The 15,418-nt window shown below is 59.4% G+C and carries 14 protein-coding genes; 13 read left to right on the forward strand and 1 reads right to left on the reverse strand.

Annotated elements, in window-relative coordinates; all coding sequences use genetic code 11:
* Window positions 1-25 precede the first annotated feature (25 nt).
* The 13 genes from rpsB to lpxB all read left to right on the forward strand — a co-directional run bounded on the left by rpsB (window position 26) and on the right by lpxB (window position 13,842).
* On the forward strand, window positions 26-793 hold the full coding sequence (gene rpsB, locus AB8B29_RS06620; protein ID WP_037201912.1) for a 30S ribosomal protein S2: 768 nt from the start codon (window positions 26-28) through the stop codon (window positions 791-793).
* Between the two features lie 274 nt (window positions 794-1,067).
* Complete coding sequence (gene tsf / locus AB8B29_RS06625; protein WP_439006321.1) at window positions 1,068-1,994, forward strand: translation elongation factor Ts; 927 nt, start codon at window positions 1,068-1,070, stop codon at window positions 1,992-1,994.
* A 134-nt stretch (window positions 1,995-2,128) separates the two neighbouring features.
* Window positions 2,129-2,848 carry a UMP kinase gene (gene pyrH, locus AB8B29_RS06630; RefSeq protein ID WP_034505151.1) on the forward strand — a complete coding sequence of 240 codons (720 nt, stop codon included), beginning with the start codon at window positions 2,129-2,131 and terminating at the stop codon, window positions 2,846-2,848.
* 55 nt (window positions 2,849-2,903) lie between these two features.
* Window positions 2,904-3,464 (forward strand): ribosome recycling factor, encoded by a 561-nt coding sequence (gene frr, locus AB8B29_RS06635; protein ID WP_034505150.1) that lies wholly within the window; start codon window positions 2,904-2,906, stop codon window positions 3,462-3,464.
* A 107-nt stretch (window positions 3,465-3,571) separates the two neighbouring features.
* Window positions 3,572-4,318: an isoprenyl transferase gene (locus AB8B29_RS06640; protein ID WP_037201917.1), complete on the forward strand. Its 747-nt coding sequence runs from the start codon at window positions 3,572-3,574 to the stop codon at window positions 4,316-4,318.
* Window positions 4,318-5,151 carry a phosphatidate cytidylyltransferase gene (locus AB8B29_RS06645; RefSeq protein ID WP_047557726.1) on the forward strand — a complete coding sequence of 278 codons (834 nt, stop codon included), beginning with the start codon at window positions 4,318-4,320 and terminating at the stop codon, window positions 5,149-5,151. The genes AB8B29_RS06640 and AB8B29_RS06645 overlap by 1 nt, the downstream gene beginning before the upstream one ends.
* A 24-nt stretch (window positions 5,152-5,175) precedes the next feature.
* Window positions 5,176-6,849 (forward strand): RIP metalloprotease RseP, encoded by a 1,674-nt coding sequence (rseP, locus tag AB8B29_RS06650; RefSeq protein WP_113118268.1) that lies wholly within the window; start codon window positions 5,176-5,178, stop codon window positions 6,847-6,849.
* 200 nt (window positions 6,850-7,049) lie between these two features.
* Window positions 7,050-9,383, forward strand: coding sequence for an outer membrane protein assembly factor BamA (bamA, locus tag AB8B29_RS06655; RefSeq protein WP_037201925.1), 2,334 nt, complete (start codon window positions 7,050-7,052; stop codon window positions 9,381-9,383).
* Window positions 9,384-9,434: 51 nt separating this feature from the next.
* Complete coding sequence (gene lpxD / locus AB8B29_RS06660) at window positions 9,435-10,502, forward strand: UDP-3-O-(3-hydroxymyristoyl)glucosamine N-acyltransferase (protein WP_092573699.1); 1,068 nt, start codon at window positions 9,435-9,437, stop codon at window positions 10,500-10,502.
* Entirely contained in the window at window positions 10,495-10,968 is a 474-nt protein-coding gene (gene fabZ / locus AB8B29_RS06665) for a 3-hydroxyacyl-ACP dehydratase FabZ (RefSeq protein WP_034505141.1), read from the forward strand. The genes lpxD and fabZ overlap by 8 nt, the downstream gene beginning before the upstream one ends.
* A complete protein-coding gene (gene lpxA / locus AB8B29_RS06670; protein ID WP_037201930.1) occupies window positions 10,965-11,780 on the forward strand; it encodes an acyl-ACP--UDP-N-acetylglucosamine O-acyltransferase in 816 nt (271 codons plus the stop codon). The genes fabZ and lpxA overlap by 4 nt, the downstream gene beginning before the upstream one ends.
* A 2-nt stretch (window positions 11,781-11,782) precedes the next feature.
* Window positions 11,783-12,664 carry an LpxI family protein gene (locus tag AB8B29_RS06675; RefSeq protein WP_037201933.1) on the forward strand — a complete coding sequence of 294 codons (882 nt, stop codon included), beginning with the start codon at window positions 11,783-11,785 and terminating at the stop codon, window positions 12,662-12,664.
* Entirely contained in the window at window positions 12,661-13,842 is a 1,182-nt protein-coding gene (lpxB, locus tag AB8B29_RS06680) for a lipid-A-disaccharide synthase (protein ID WP_113118267.1), read from the forward strand. The genes AB8B29_RS06675 and lpxB overlap by 4 nt, the downstream gene beginning before the upstream one ends.
* Window positions 13,843-13,868: 26 nt before the next feature.
* Here lpxB and gltA read toward each other — a convergent pair whose 3' ends face one another.
* Window positions 13,869-15,158: a citrate synthase gene (gene gltA, locus AB8B29_RS06685; RefSeq protein WP_034505135.1), complete on the reverse strand. Its 1,290-nt coding sequence runs from the start codon at window positions 15,156-15,158 to the stop codon at window positions 13,869-13,871.
* Between the last annotated feature and the right edge of the window lie 260 nt (window positions 15,159-15,418).

Below are 15,418 nucleotides of genomic sequence, written 5' to 3' on the forward strand. Positions count from 1 at the left end.
TTCAACCGGAAAAGGAGTCAAAGGCATGGCATTGCCTGATTTTTCTATGCGCCAGCTTCTGGAAGCTGGTGTTCACTTCGGCCACCAGACGCATCGCTGGAACCCGAAGATGAAGCCGTACATTTTCGGCGATCGTAACAACATCCACATCATCGACCTCGCTCAGACGGTTCCGATGCTGAGCCGCGCCCTGCAGGTCGTCAGCGACACCGTTGCCCGTGGCGGCCGCGTTCTGTTCGTCGGCACCAAGCGTCAGGCGTCCGAACTGATCGCCGACAGCGCCAAGCGTTCGGCCCAGTACTACGTCAACGCCCGCTGGCTCGGCGGCATGATGACCAACTGGAAGACGATTTCCAACTCGATTCAGCGTCTGCGCAAGCTCGACGAAATCCTCTCCGGCGACGCCCAGGGCTTCACCAAGAAGGAGCGTCTGAACCTCGAGCGCGAGCGCGAAAAGCTTGACAAGGCCCTTGGTGGTATCAAGGACATGGGCGGCACGCCCGACCTGATGTTCATCATCGACACCAACAAGGAAAAGATCGCGATCGACGAAGCCAAGCGCCTCGGCATCCCGGTCGTCGCCATCATCGACTCGAACTGCGATCCGGACCTGATCGACTATCCGATCCCGGGCAACGACGACGCTTCGCGCGCCATCGCTCTTTACTGCGACCTGATCTCGCGCGCTGCCATCGACGGCATCGCTCGCCAGCAGAGCGCATCGGGCCGTGACCTCGGTGCTTCCGAGGAAACTCCGGTCGAGCCGACCCTGGCGGACGGCGCCGAAGCCTGATCGCGCCTCGAGGCGGGCAGGAGACTGTCCGCCCAAGCGCATTGACATCCGGGATAGGGCCGTTTGCGACTTCAAGAAGTTCGAGCGGCCTTATCGCGTTTTGGGTAACGCTTTGCCTGGGCGGTAAATCCAGGCATGTTCCAATCAAGAATTCCAGAGTGTGACGCGGCTTCATAACGCTGTCATACTTACGGGTACATTTCGTCCCTCAAATCGGTGCCGCCTCGGTTCGAAGCCGCTTGCCGCACCGTATGAACCGACAAAGAGGAAGCTTATGACCGAGATTACGGCTGCACTGGTGAAGGAACTGCGCGAAAAGTCTGGCGCAGGCATGATGGACTGCAAGAAGGCGCTGATCGAAACCAACGGCGATGTCGAAGCCGCGATCGACTGGCTGCGCGCCAAGGGCATCTCCAAGGCCGACAAGAAGTCCGGCCGTACCGCCGCTGAAGGCTTGATCGCCATTGCCGGCGCCGGTCACAAGGCCGTTGTCGTCGAGCTCAATTCCGAAACCGACTTCGTTGCCCGTAACGATGCCTTCCAGGAACTCGCTCGCGGCATCGCCGAAGTTGCACTGTCCACCGACGGCACGGTCGAAGCCATTTCGGCTGCGACCTATCCCGCATCCGGCAAGCCGGTCGCCGACACCATCAAGGACGCAATCGCAACCATCGGCGAGAACATGACGCTTCGTCGTGCGGCCAAGCTGGAAGTCGAGCACGGCGTCGTGGCGACCTACATCCACAACGCTGCCGGCGACGGTATCGGCAAGCTCGGCGTTCTGGTCGCCCTGAAGTCGGTCGGTGACAAGGCCGTTCTGACGTCGATCGGCCGCCAGGTTGCCATGCACATTGCTGCCACCAACCCGCTGGCTATCCGCGCCGAAGAAGTCGATGCTGCAGTCGCCGAGCGCGAACGCAACGTCTTCATCGAGCAGTCCCGCGAATCCGGCAAGCCGGAAGCCATCATCGAAAAGATGGTGGAAGGCCGCATGCGCAAGTTCTTCGAGGAAGTCGCTCTTCTCTCGCAGGCCTTCGTCATCAACCCGGACCTGACGGTCGCTGCTGCCATCAAGGAAGCTGAAAAGACCGCTGGCGCCGCGATCGAAGTCGTTGGCATGGCCCGTCTGCTCCTCGGCGAAGGCGTCGAGAAGGAAGAAACCGACTTCGCTGCCGAAGTTGCGGCTGTCGCCAAGGGCTGATTGGCAAAAAGAAGCCATCTCCCGGATTGGTGAAACCATATCAGGGAAAACCTCAGGGCATCGCGTGACAACGCGGTGCCCTTCGTGTATCCGGCTTTCACAATCATCCCCCGCGATCACTTCAAGGAGCCACGATGTCTCAGCCGATCTACAAGCGCGTACTGCTCAAGGCCTCCGGCGAAGCCCTCATGGGTAGCCAGGGGTTCGGTATCGATGTTACCGTCTCCGACCGGATTGCATCCGATATCGCCGAAGCGCGCGCAATGGGCGTCGAAGTCGGCGTGGTCGTCGGCGGCGGCAATATATTCCGCGGTGTCGCCGTGGCCTCCAAGGGCGGCGATCGCGTGACCGGCGACCATATGGGCATGCTCGGAACCGTCATCAATGCGCTGGCGCTGGCAACCTCGCTGCGCAAGCTCGACATCGAGACCGTCGTGCTCTCGGCCATCTCCATGCCGGAGATCTGCGAGAGTTTCTCGCAGCGCGCCACGCTCTATCATCTCTCGCTGGGCCGTGTGGTGATCTTTGCTGGTGGCACCGGAAATCCGTTCTTCACCACTGATTCCGCAGCCGCATTGCGCGCCGCCGAAATGGGCGCGCAGGCCATCTTCAAGGGCACGCAGGTCGACGGCATCTATTCCGCCGATCCGAAGAAGTTTCCGGATGCCGAGCGTTTCGATCATCTGACCCACAGCCAGGTGCTGGAAAAGGGGTTGGCGGTCATGGATGTAGCCGCCGTGGCGCTTGCGCGGGAAAATTCAATTCCGATCATCGTTTTCTCTATCCACGAGAAGGGCGGCTTCGCGGAAATCTTGACCGGCGGCGGCCGCAAGACCATCGTATCAGACAACTGACGTTCCTGTGGCGCCGGGCATGCCCGGCGTCGCCTTATTACAGGGGAGTATAGACATGAGTGAAGGCACTGACCTCAAGGAATTGAAGCGCCGCATGGACGGCGCCATCGCGGCATTCAAGAGCGATATCGCCTCGCTGCGCACCGGCCGCGCATCCGCTAACATTCTGGATCCGGTTACGATCGAAGCCTATGGTTCGCGCATGCCGCTGAACCAGGTGTCCAACATCACCGTGCCGGAAGCGCGCATGTTGACCGTATCGGTATGGGACAAGGCGATGGTCGGTGCCGTCGAGCGCGCGATCCGCGAATCCAATCTCGGCCTCAATCCCATCATCGACGGCCAGAATCTGCGCATCCCGCTGCCGGAGCTCAACGAGGAGCGCCGCCGCTCGCTGGTCAAGGTCGCGCACGAATACGCCGAGAAGGCCAAGGTCGCGATTCGCCATGTTCGCCGTGACGGCATGGATGGCCTCAAAAAGGCCGAAAAGGATGGTGTAATCGGTCAGGATGAGAGCCGCTCCCTCTCCGAGCGTGTGCAGAAGATGACGGATGAGACGATTTCGGATGTCGACCGCTTGCTAGCCGACAAAGAAAAGGAAATCATGCAGGTCTAATCGTACGCTGGGGTGTCGTGCTTTCGATTTGGAAACATTGAAAGCGGTGACGGCGCCCTAGATTACGAGATCAGAGCATTCTTCCCGCCGAACGAAACCGGACCCATATGTCAGATCCTACGTTTTCTGCCGTACCCGAACACGTTGCCATCATCATGGACGGCAATGGGCGCTGGGCCAACGCGCGTGGCCTGCCGCGCACCATGGGCCACCGCAAGGGCGTGGAGGCAGTTCGGGAAACTGTTCGAGCGGCTGGTGATATCGGCGTGAAGTATCTCACGCTTTTCGCCTTTTCCTCCGAGAACTGGCGTCGCCCCGAGACCGAGGTGAGCGACCTGCTGGGGCTCCTCAAGGCGTTCATCCGGCGGGATCTTGCCGAGCTTCATCGTCAGAATGTGCGGATCCGCGTCATTGGCGACCGCAGCAATCTGCGCGGCGACATTCTGCCGTTGCTGATCGAGGCTGAGGAGACCACCCGGGACAATACGGCCCTGACGCTGGTCATCGCCTTCAACTACGGCTCTCGCGACGAGATTGCCCGCGCCGTCGTCAGCCTGGCGAAGGATGTCGAAGCCGGGCGGCTGCGTCCGCAGGATATCAGCCCGGAGCTTTTGGACGCCCGCCTGGATACCGCGGGAATTCCCGATCCAGACCTCATTATCCGCACGAGCGGCGAGGAGCGGCTATCGAACTTCCTTTTGTGGCAGGCCGCCTATTCGGAATTCATGTTCATGCCGGAATACTGGCCCGATTTCAGCCGTGACCTGTTCTTCGCCGCGCTGGAGAAATATGCCGCGCGCGACCGGCGCTTTGGCGGCCTCTCCGGCAAGCAGGCGGCGGCCGTGGGGTCCTGATGAGCCGTGAACTCAGGCTGCGCGTCATCTCCGGCATCGTCCTTGCCGTTATTGTTCTTGCGGCTACCTGGTATGGCGGCCTGAGTTTTCGCCTTCTGGCGGCGGCAATCGGCCTGCTCGTCTACTATGAATGGTCGACGATAGCTGACTTGCACGGACGCGATCCCCAGGGAAATGCGCTCGGCTGGCTCGGTCTTGTGCTGATTGCCGGCGCAACGCTGATGAGCGAATCGGTCTATTCCATCGAGGTTCTGGTTGCCTTTGTCGCGGCGACGACGATTATGGTTGCCGTTCGGCGGACGACCTGGTGGCTGCCGGGCGGCATATTCTATTCCGGATTGACAGCGATCGCCCTTGCCGAGATTCGCGACGATGATCTGCGCGGCTTCGTGTTGATGCTGTTCGTCTTCGCGACGGTGTGGGCTACCGATATATTTGCCTATTTCGTCGGCCGGGCGATCGGCGGTCCGAAGCTTGCGCCCCGCATATCGCCGGGCAAGACCTGGTCGGGCGCAATCGGCGGTGCCGTTGCCGCCATCATCGCGGGAACCGCTGTTGTCTGGAGCTTCTTTTCCGCCGATGATTTGAGGATCCCGGTGCTTGCGCTGGTGCTGTCGGTTTGCAGCCAGATCGGCGACTTGTTTGAGTCTTTCATCAAGCGCCGTTTCGGTGTGAAGGATTCCAGCCATCTGATTCCAGGCCATGGCGGCGTCATGGATCGAGTCGATGGACTAATTTTTGCTTGTTTTGCAGCGTTTTTGTTGGCTATCGTAATATCGCTGACAATGAGCGGCGAGACCTTGTCATTGGGCGGCGTTCTGCTCGGGGTCTGAAATTAACGCGAACAGGATCGTTGCATGGGTGGCGCGGCTAGCTTCATTGGTTTTTTGACGAACAACGTCATAACGTTTGTTTTCGTCCTGTCGCTGCTCGTTTTCGTGCACGAGATGGGTCACTATCTGGTCGGGCGCTGGTCCGGTATCCGCATCATGGCATTTTCGATCGGTTTCGGCCCCGAAATCTTGGGGCATACTGATCGGCACGGCACGCGCTGGAAGCTTTCGCTCATCCCGCTCGGCGGCTATGTGCGCTTCTTTGGCGACGAGGATGCCTCGAGCAAGACCGATACGGATCAACTCGCGGCCATGACGGAAGAAGCGCGCGCCCAATCCTTCGCAGGGGCCAAGCTCTGGAAGCGGGCGGCAACCGTTGCCGCCGGTCCGATCGCAAACTTCATTCTCGCCATAGCAATCTTTGCCGTTCTTTTCAGTGTCTACGGTCGCACCGTCGCCGATCCGGTCGTCGCCATGGTGACGCGTGATGGCGCCGCTGCAGAAGCCGGTATCGAGCCCGGCGATCGGCTGATGGCCATCGACGGTGTCAAGGTGAAGACCTTTGATGAAGTGCAGCGCTATGTCGGCCTGCGTCCTGGCCGCACGATCGTTCTGACGGTCGAGCGCGACGGCCAGATGCGCGATTTCCGTATCATGCCGAAGCTGGTGGAGGACACCGATCAATTCGGCAACAAGATGGAGATGGGCCGCATAGGCATTGCGCTCGTAGATCCACTGATTACAGGCGTAGAGCCGAATGGACCGGCGGCAAAGGCCGGCATAGTGGCGGGAGATCGCCTGATCGCCGCGGATGGCAACGCTATAGCGACCTACTACGATATCGGCCGCTATATCGGTGACCGGCCCGGCAAGAGCATCGTACTGACGATACAGCGCAACGGCGAGATACGCGATTTTCCGATTGTGGCGGAAACGCTGACGGAAACGGATGCCTCCGGCAACAAGAAGGATGTCGGCAGCATCGGCATTGCGCCGATCGATCCGTTGGTGGCGTCGATCGCTCCGGATAGCCCCGCTGAAGCTGCCGGTCTTGAACTCGGCGACCGCATCCTTTCCGTCGATGGACAGGCCGTGGGCTCCATCAGCGAAGTGCAGCGTTACGCCGCCTCTCACGTGGACAAGCCCGTGTCCCTGTCCGTCGAGCGCGGCGGCCAGACACGCGATGTGACGGTTACGCCGAAGAAATCCGCGGAGACCGATATTTTCGGCACGCAGATCGAAATAGCCACCATCGGCATCACCGACGGTCAGAAGCCGATCAGGCTGCGCTACGAAGCCTACGGGCCGTTCCAGGCGCTTGGCGAAGGGGTGAAGCAAACGGGCAGCATCGTCTCCGGCACCTTCGAATATATCGCCAACGTTATCGGCGGCTACATGAAGGCCGACCAGCTTGGCGGGCCGATTCGGGTTGCGCAGCTGTCCGGACAAATGGCAACCTTAGGTTTCTCTGCGGTGCTCCAGTTCGCCGCCATACTTTCTGTTTCAATAGGGTTATTAAATTTGATGCCCGTCCCGGTACTTGATGGCGGCCATCTGATGTTCTATGCGATTGAAGCCGTCAGGGGAAAACCCTTGGGTGCACGGGCACAGGATATCGCTTTCCGGATCGGATTTGCGATGGTGCTGTCACTCATGGTGTTTGCGACATGGAACGATATTAGTTCCCGAATAGGCTAGTGGGGCAACGCGAGAGGAAATTACGATTTATTTACGATGTTTCAAAGCTGTAGTGGCGAATGGGTCACGCTTTGAAATGAAGTAAACGGAAATTAACTTGCTCCCTTGCTTGTATGTCAAAAGCGGGTAAAACGACACACGTGGCCGGAATCGGGTTCGCCTGGGGCTGGGGACGACTGAAAAAAAGGTAAGAAGTGAAAATGAAGGCTGGTTCAAGATTATTGAACGCAGTGTCGGCGGTAGCGCTGTCTGCTGGTGTTGTTGCGTCGGGCGCTGGTGTTATCACCCTTGCCTCTACCTCAGTCGCGGAGGCCGCTGTTATCCAGCGGATTGATGTTCAGGGAGCTGGGCGCGTCGGCGCGCAAGCTGTTCGAGACAACATCACGATCAAGCCTGGCAAGAGCTTCTCGCCAAGCGATATCGATGCATCGGTGAAGCAGCTTTACGCCACCGGGTATTTCTCCGACGTCCATATGACCGTTTCGGGCAGCGCCCTGGTCATATCGGTCAAGGAGAATCAGCTCATCAACGCCGTGGTCTTCAACGGCAACCGCAAGATCAAGGACGACAAGCTGCAGGGGATCGTTCAGACCCACGCTGCCGGCCCCTATAACGAGGCCACCGTCCAGGCTGACGTCAAGACCATCAAGGATGCCTATGCCGCCATCGGCCGTAACGATGTGCAGGTAACGACGCAGACCGCCGAGGTCGCTCAGGGTCGTCTCAACGTCGCTTTCGTCATCAACGAAGGTGATCGTACCAAGATCGACAAGATCAATTTCTCGGGCAATCAGGCTTACAACAGCGGCCGTCTCGCTTCGGTGATCAGCACGAAGAAGAGCAACTTCCTGTCGTTCCTGACCCGCAAGGACGTTTACAGCCCGGACCGTCAGCAGGCTGACCAGGATGCGCTGCGTCAGTTCTACTACAACCATGGTTACGCCGACTTCCGCGTCGTCAGCGCCGATGCGACGCTGAACGAGCAGAACAACGAATACACGCTGAACTTCAATGTCGATGAAGGTCCGCGTTACACCTATGGCGACATCAATGTCATCTCGACGGTCGACGGCATCAATGCCGAGGATCTTAAGGGCCTGGTCATCACCCACAAGGGCGATGTCTACAGCGCCAAGGACATTCAGACTTCGATCGAGAATATTTCGAAGCGCGTGGCTTCCGCCGGCTATCCGTTCGCCCGCATCACGCCGCGCGGCAACCGTGATCTGACCGGTCATACGATCGGCATCGAATACCTGGTCGATCAGGGCGAGCGCGCCTATGTCGAGCGTATCGAAATCCGCGGCAACACCCGCACACGCGACTACGTTATCCGCCGCGAGTTCGACCTGAATGAAGGCGATGCCTTCAACCAGGAAATGATCACGCGCGCCAAGCGTCGCCTCGACGCGCTCGGCTATTTCACCAAGGTTGACATCACCACGGCACAGGGCAGTGCTCCGGACCGTGTTGTCGTCGTCGTCAACGTCGAAGATCAGCCGACCGGCTCGTTCGGTATCGGTGCCGGTTACGCCGTCGGCAACAACGGTGGTCTGCTGCTGGAAGCTTCGGTTGAGGAAAAGAACTTCCTCGGCCGCGGTCAGTACATCCGCATCGCTGCGGGTGCCGGCACGGAAGGCAATCGTACCTACAACATCTCGTTCACTGAGCCCTACTTCCTTGGTTATCGTCTCGCTGCCGGTTTCGATATCTTCAAGAACCAGACGTCGAGCGACGACTTCTACGACTATTCGGAGGAAGGCTTCTCGCTGCGTGTGACCGCGCCGATCACCGAGAACTTGGCGACGACCCTGCGCTACAACTACAAGCGCCTGACATACGACGGCACGAACGATTGGCAGAACAATCTGTCAAATCCATATCTCAACCTCGTCGAAAACGGCCCTTGGGTGCAGTCGACGATTTCGCAGACCTTTACCTACAACACGTTGGATGACCAGAATCTGCCGCGTGAAGGTATTATCGCCAAGTTCACGCATGAATATGCGGGCCTGGGTGGCGACTCCGACTTCTACAAGCTGAGTGGCAAGGCGCGTTACTACAAGATGATCAGCGACGAAGCCGATATTATCGGCTCGCTGACAGTCGGTGCTGGCTACGTGATGCCGACGGATGGCAAGCTGAACGTCTTCGACCAGTTTACGCTTGGTGGTCGTGAAATCCGCGGCTTTGAGAATGCCGGTATTGGTCCGCGCTCGTCCAACGGCGATCCGCTGGGCGGCACGACCTACTTCACGGCTTCGGCGGAAGCAAGCATGCCGATGCCGGGTGTTCCGCAGGATATCGGTCTGCGCATTGCAGCCTTTGCCGATGCGGGTAGCCTCTACGGTAACAAGGCCAATCTGTTCGGCGACATCCTGCATAACGACAGCTCCATCCGAGCTTCGCTGGGTGCTGGTCTGATCTGGTCTTCGCCGTTCGGCGTCATCCGTGTTGACTATGCCGTGCCGGTTCTCAAGGAAGATTACGACAAGACTGAGAATTTCCGGTTTGGCATCGCCAACCAGTTCTGATATCGGCAGCCTAGAACAACGGGCTTGAACACCGTTCTGGAGCTGGTGCTTATGGAACATATAGGTTTCTTCCCGCCCCACGGTGGCGTCAGCTTACGAGAGTTGGCTGAACATCTTGGGGCGGATCTTATTGATGCGACCTTCGCGGAGGTCGTCATCAAGTCGATTGCTCCTGTCTATAGGGCAGGCGAAGGCGACATTTGTTATATCCTTTCCCGGAAGAATCGCGCAGAGCTTGAGACGTGCAAGGCTTCGGCGATCATTTGCCTGCCGGCGCTGAAATCCTTCGTCCCCGCGCACATTCCGGTGCTTCTCTCCAAGAAGCCGCATACGGACTTTGCGCTTGCCGGAGCGTTGTTGCATCCGGAAGCCATGCGTCCGATCGCGTTCACGTCGAACCCCGGCGTGATCTCTCCTGGCGCCGTCATTGATGCCACAGCCAAGCTGGAAGCCAATATCGGTGTGGAGCCGGGCGCGGTCATTGGACCTGGCGCCGAGATAGGCGAGGGCACGTGGATCGGTGCCAATGCGCTTATCGGACCGGGTGTGAAGATCGGACGAAATTGCACCATCGGCGGTGGCGCAAGCATACTCTGCTCGTACCTCGGTAATGGCGTCATCATTCACAACGGCGCGCGTATCGGCCAGGATGGTTTCGGTTATGCGCCAGGGCCTCGCGGCATGGTGAAGATCGTGCAGATCGGCCGCGTCATCATCCAGGATAATGTCGAGATCGGCGCCAATACCACGATCGATCGCGGCACGATGGATGATACCGTGATCGGCGAGGGCACCAAGATCGACAATCAGGTCCAGATCGGACATAACGTTCGCATTGGCCGCCATTGCGCCGTCGTCAGCCAGGTCGGCATAGCCGGCAGCACGCTGATTGGTGACGGTGTGCAAATCGGCGGTCAGGCGGGGTTGAACGGCCATATTCACATTGGCGACGGTGTACAGATCGGCGCCAAGAGCGGTGTTATGAACAGCATTCCGGCGGGCGAGCGTTACGCTGGTCATCCGGCGCGGCCCCTGTGGGATTTTCTGAGGGAATCGGCAGAGATCGCGAAGCGGTCGGGAGCCAGAGAAAAGAAGGACGGGAGTGCGGAGCATGACTGAGGAAGCCAAGACATCATTGTCGTCGGCTGACGTTCTGGAAATTATGAAGCTTTTGCCGCATCGCTATCCCTTCCTGATGGTCGATAAGATCATCGAGATCGATAGCGATAATTCCGCGATCGGCATCAAGAACGTGACGGCAAACGAGCCGCAATTCACCGGGCACTTTCCAGGTTCACCGATCATGCCGGGCGTACTGCTCATCGAAGGCATGGCTCAGACGGCAGGCGCGATCTGCGCCCGCAAGGATGGCATCGGCGGCAATCTCGTCTATTTCATGACGATCGACAATGCCCGTTTCCGCAAGCCGGTCGTTCCCGGTGACCGCGTCGAATTCCATGTCGTCAAGCAGAAGCAGCGCGGTACGATCTGGAAGTTCCATTGTGATGCCAAGGTCGATGGCATCCTGGTTGCCGAAGCCGATATCGGCGCGATGATTGTGAGGAAGGATCAGGACGAGGCATGAGCAGCATCGCAAAAAGCGCGAGCATTCATAAGTTCGCGGTCGTTGAGGATGGTGCCATCATCGGCGAGAACGTCGAGATCGGGCCTTTCTGCCACGTCGGCCCCAAGGTCGTGCTGCATGATAATGTCCATCTGCTGACGCATGCCATCGTCACCGGTCGCACGACGATCGGCAAGGGAACGAAGATATTTCCGATGGCCATTGTCGGTGGCGACCCGCAGAGCGTTCATCACGGCGGCGAAGAGACGACGCTGGATGTTGGTGAGAACTGCACGATACGTGAAGGCGTGACGATCAATACCGGCACGGCCGACTACGGCGGCAAGACGATTGTCGGCAACAACAATCTGTTCCTCGCCAATTCCCATGTCGCGCATGATTGCCGCGTCGGCAACAATGTCATCATGTCCAACAATGTCATGCTGGCGGGGCATGTGACCATCGAAGATCGCGCCATTCTGGGCGGTGGCTGCGCCGTGCACCAGTTCACCCGCATCGGTCGGCAGGCTTTCATCGGAGGACTTTCGGCTGCAAGCTACGATGTCATTCCCTACGGCATGCTGAACGGAAATCCAGGCGTGCTGTCCGGCCTCAACATTGTCGGCATGACGCGCGCAGGCATAGACCGCGCGGTCATTCACCGAGTTCGACGCGCCTACAAGGGTATCTTCGAAGGCGAAGGTTCGATCCGCGACAATGCCGCGGCGATCCGTGACGAATATGCCGATTGCAAGGAAGTGATTGAGATCCTCGATTTCATCGCAGCCGATAGCGATCGCGCGCTGTCGTCGCCCAATCGCGGCAAGAGCTGACGGTGGTCTCCGCCGGCCAAGACGGCAAGGGTAGGTTGGCGATCATCGCGGGCAGTGGTTTTCTGCCGGCTTACGTTGCTGAAGCTGCCCGCCAGGCCGGCGAAAATCCTGTCATCATTGCGCTGACGAACGAGGCGGATCGGGATTGGTCCGCTTTCGATCACGCCAATCTCGGTGTCGGCAATTTCGCCGGCCTTGAAATCACGTTCCGTCGCTATGGCGTTGACCGGGTCGTCATGTCCGGCGGCGTCGCGCGCCGTCCGCCTTGGCGGGAGGTGCATCCGACGTGGCGCGTGATCAAAGAATTACCCTCGACTATCCGCACGCTTCTTTCCGGCGGCGATAATGCCGTGCTGCAGATGGTCATCCGCTTGATCGAGGCCGGTGGCGTCCGCGTCGTCGGTGCGCACGAGATTGCGCCCGATCTGCTGGCGACCACCGGGCCGCTCGGGCGGCACGCGCCCTCGCAAGAGGATTTGCGCGATATCGCCCAAGGTGCGAAGGCAGCCGACGCGCTTGGGCTTTTGGATGTCGGCCAGGGCGCCGTCAGCGTCGGTGGCCGTGTCGTGGCGCTTGAGGGCGCCGAGGGCACGGACAAGATGATCGAGCGTGTTGCCGGCTTGCGCGCCGAGGGTCGTATATCGACACGCCGTCGCGGCGTACTGGTCAAGCTCTGCAAGCCGCAGCAGGATGTGCGCGCCGATCTGCCCTCGATTGGTGTCTCGACCGTGCTGAACGCCAAGAAGGCCGGCCTTGCCGGCGTTGCGGTGGAAGCGGGCAGGGCGCTGGTTCTCGACCGTGAGGCGGTGATTGCCGCGGCCGATGAAGCCGGCATCTTCGTCTGCGGTATCGATCGTGGTCTGAGCGCGGAGGGCTTCATGTGAGCGGCGCTCCCTTGAAGCTCGCTGTCGTTGCGGGAGAGGTTTCCGGCGATCTGCTGGGCGGCGATCTCGTCGCGGCGTTGAAGCGGCGCCATGGCGGTCGCGTGGAGTTGATCGGCGTCGGCGGCGAGGCGCTGGAAGCGCAAGGCCTGCGCTCGCTTTTCGACTATTCCGAATTGTCGATCATGGGCTTCATCCAGGTGATCAAGAGACTGCCGAAACTGCTTGCCCGCATCCGGCAGACGGCCGAAGCCATCATAGCGGCCAAGCCCGATGTGCTTCTGATCATTGATAGCCCGGATTTCACCCACCGCGTGGCGAGAAGGGTGCGCAAGGCATTGCCCGGCCTTCCGGTCGTCAACTATGTCTGCCCCAGCGTCTGGGCGTGGAAGGAATACCGTGCGCGGGAAATGCTCGCCTATGTCGATCATGTGCTGGCCGTGCTGCCGTTCGAGCCGGAAGCCATGCAGCGCTTGGGCGGGCCGGCGACAACCTATGTCGGCCATCGCCTGACGGTGGACGTCGATCTGCTGAAGACGCGCCGACAGCGCGCGGTGCGCGGTACGAGTGCTGCCGACGCCCCAATGACGGTCCTTCTTCTCCCCGGGTCTCGCGCTTCGGAAATCCGCCAGCTCCTGCCGGTTTTTGAGCGGGCTACCGATGAACTTAGCCGGCGAAACAATGGCGTCCGGTATCTGCTGCCGACGGTGCCGAGGCAGGAGGCCCTAGTGCGGTCGCTTCTCGAAAATTGGCGCATCAAGCCGGATATCCTCGTTGGTCAGGATGCGAAGTGGAAGGCCTTTGCGCAGGCGGATGCCGCCATGGCAGCGTCTGGCACGGTAATCCTGGAGTTGGGGCTTGCCGGGGTTCCGGTGGTCTCGACTTACAAGACGGAATGGCTGGCCAGATTTGTGATGGCGCGCATCAAGGTATGGACGGCGGCCTTGCCGAACCTGATTGCCGACTACGCTGTCGTGCCTGAGCTCATCAACGACATTTTGCGGCCCGGCCTGCTGGCCCGCTATATGGAGCGCCTGTCGAACGACACGCCTGAGCTGTCGGCAATGCTCGCAGGCTATGATGTCGTCTGGCAGCGCATGCAGACGGAGGAGCCGCCTGGTGACAAGGCGGCCGCCATCCTCCTGGATGTCTTGTCCAATAAAAAAACCGGTCATTTCTGACCGGTTTTTTGTTTCAAGTCCGGAGCTTAGCGCTTGGAGACCGGAACGTATTCACGCGGCGGTTCGCCGGTATAGAGCTGGCGCGGACGGCCGATGCGCTGATGCGGATCCTCGATCATCTCGTTCCACTGAGCGATCCAGCCGACGGTACGGGCAAGCGCGAACAGTACGGTGAACATGGTGGTGGGGAAGCCGAGGGCCTTCAGCGTGATGCCGGAGTAGAAGTCGACGTTCGGGTAAAGCTTCTTCTCGATGAAGTATTCATCGGTCAGCGCGATGCGTTCCAGCTCGATCGCGATGTCGAGCAGCGGATCGTCCTTGATGCCGAGTTCGCCGAGAACCTCATGCGCCGTCTTCTGCATGATCTTGGCGCGCGGATCGTAGTTCTTGTAAACGCGGTGGCCGAAGCCCATCAGGCGGAACGGATCGTTCTTGTCCTTGGCGCGGGCGATGTATTCCGGAATGTGGTCGACAGAGCCGATTTCCGTCAGCATGTTCAGCGCGGCTTCGTTGGCGCCGCCATGAGCAGGGCCCCAGAGGCAGGCGATGCCTGCAGCGATGCAGGCAAACGGGTTTGCGCCCGAGGAGCCTGCGAGGCGAACCGTCGAGGTCGAAGCGTTCTGCTCGTGGTCGGCATGCAGGATGAAGATACGGTCCATGGCGCGTGCCAGCACCGGATTGACGACATACTCTTCGCAGGGAACGGCAAAGCACATGCGCAGGAAGTTCGATGCGTAATCCAGATCGTTCTTCGGATAAACGAAGGGCTGGCCGATATGGTACTTGTAGGCCATGGCGGCAAGCGTCGGCATCTTGGCGATCATGCGCAGGCTCGCGACCATGCGCTGATGCGGATCGGTGATGTCGGTCGAGTCGTGGTAGAAGGCTGACAGAGCGCCGACGCAGCCGCACATGACGGCCATCGGATGCGCGTCGCGGCGGAAGCCGGTGAAAAAGCGCGACATCTGCTCATGCACCATGGTGTGATGCACGACGCGATAGTCGAAGTCCTTCTTCTGTGCGGCCGTCGGCAGTTCGCCGTAGAGCAGCAGGTAGCATACTTCGAGGAAATCGCCGTGTTCGGCCAGCTGTTCGATCGGATAGCCGCGATGCAGCAGAACGCCTTCGTCGCCATCAATATAGGTGATGCTGGACTCGCACGACGCGGTCGAGGTGAAGCCAGGATCGTAAGTGAAAGTGGAGGTGTTCTTATAAAGGGCACCAATATCAATGACACTCGGGCCGATGGTCCCGGTTTTGACCGGCAGGTCTACCGTCTTCTCACCCCAAGTTAGTTTCGCGCTTTGTTCCGTCATGCTGATCCTCCAAGATTTGGCGGGATTGACGCCATAAAAAGCGCCAAAAGGTTAAGCGACTACCGACTAGCTATATGATCCAGAGCCTAATGCCAAGTTATCCTAATGCCGAATTGTGCATTGCGGTATCAACTTTTGGGCAATGCAGTAGGGCATTTGATCCCCCTGTTCCGGTAAATGGCGCAATTTGGCAGTGGGTGTGCCGATTTTGGTTGAATTCACCGAATGGTGACGGCAAAAATCGCGTCATAGCTGTAGTT

This window comes from Rhizobium sp. 11_C7_N12_5, assembly GCF_051811145.1.
GTDB lineage: Bacteria > Pseudomonadota > Alphaproteobacteria > Rhizobiales > Rhizobiaceae > Rhizobium > Rhizobium lusitanum.

What these genes read in the sequence shown, in the direction of transcription:
- rpsB (WP_037201912.1), top strand. Translation starts at nt 26, where the DNA reads ATGGCATTGCCTGATTTTTCTATGCGCCAGCTTCTGGAAGCTGGTGTT.
- lpxA (WP_037201930.1), top strand. Translation starts at nt 10,965, where the DNA reads ATGAGCAGCATCGCAAAAAGCGCGAGCATTCATAAGTTCGCGGTCGTT.
- tsf (WP_439006321.1), top strand. Translation starts at nt 1,068, where the DNA reads ATGACCGAGATTACGGCTGCACTGGTGAAGGAACTGCGCGAAAAGTCT.
- lpxD (WP_092573699.1), top strand. Translation starts at nt 9,435, where the DNA reads ATGGAACATATAGGTTTCTTCCCGCCCCACGGTGGCGTCAGCTTACGA.
- rseP (WP_113118268.1), top strand. Translation starts at nt 5,176, where the DNA reads ATGGGTGGCGCGGCTAGCTTCATTGGTTTTTTGACGAACAACGTCATA.
- frr (WP_034505150.1), top strand. Translation starts at nt 2,904, where the DNA reads ATGAGTGAAGGCACTGACCTCAAGGAATTGAAGCGCCGCATGGACGGC.
- AB8B29_RS06645 (WP_047557726.1), top strand. Translation starts at nt 4,318, where the DNA reads ATGAGCCGTGAACTCAGGCTGCGCGTCATCTCCGGCATCGTCCTTGCC.
- AB8B29_RS06640 (WP_037201917.1), top strand. Translation starts at nt 3,572, where the DNA reads ATGTCAGATCCTACGTTTTCTGCCGTACCCGAACACGTTGCCATCATC.
- bamA (WP_037201925.1), top strand. Translation starts at nt 7,050, where the DNA reads ATGAAGGCTGGTTCAAGATTATTGAACGCAGTGTCGGCGGTAGCGCTG.
- pyrH (WP_034505151.1), top strand. Translation starts at nt 2,129, where the DNA reads ATGTCTCAGCCGATCTACAAGCGCGTACTGCTCAAGGCCTCCGGCGAA.
- fabZ (WP_034505141.1), top strand. Translation starts at nt 10,495, where the DNA reads ATGACTGAGGAAGCCAAGACATCATTGTCGTCGGCTGACGTTCTGGAA.
- gltA (WP_034505135.1), bottom strand. Translation starts at nt 15,158, where the DNA reads ATGACGGAACAAAGCGCGAAACTAACTTGGGGTGAGAAGACGGTAGAC.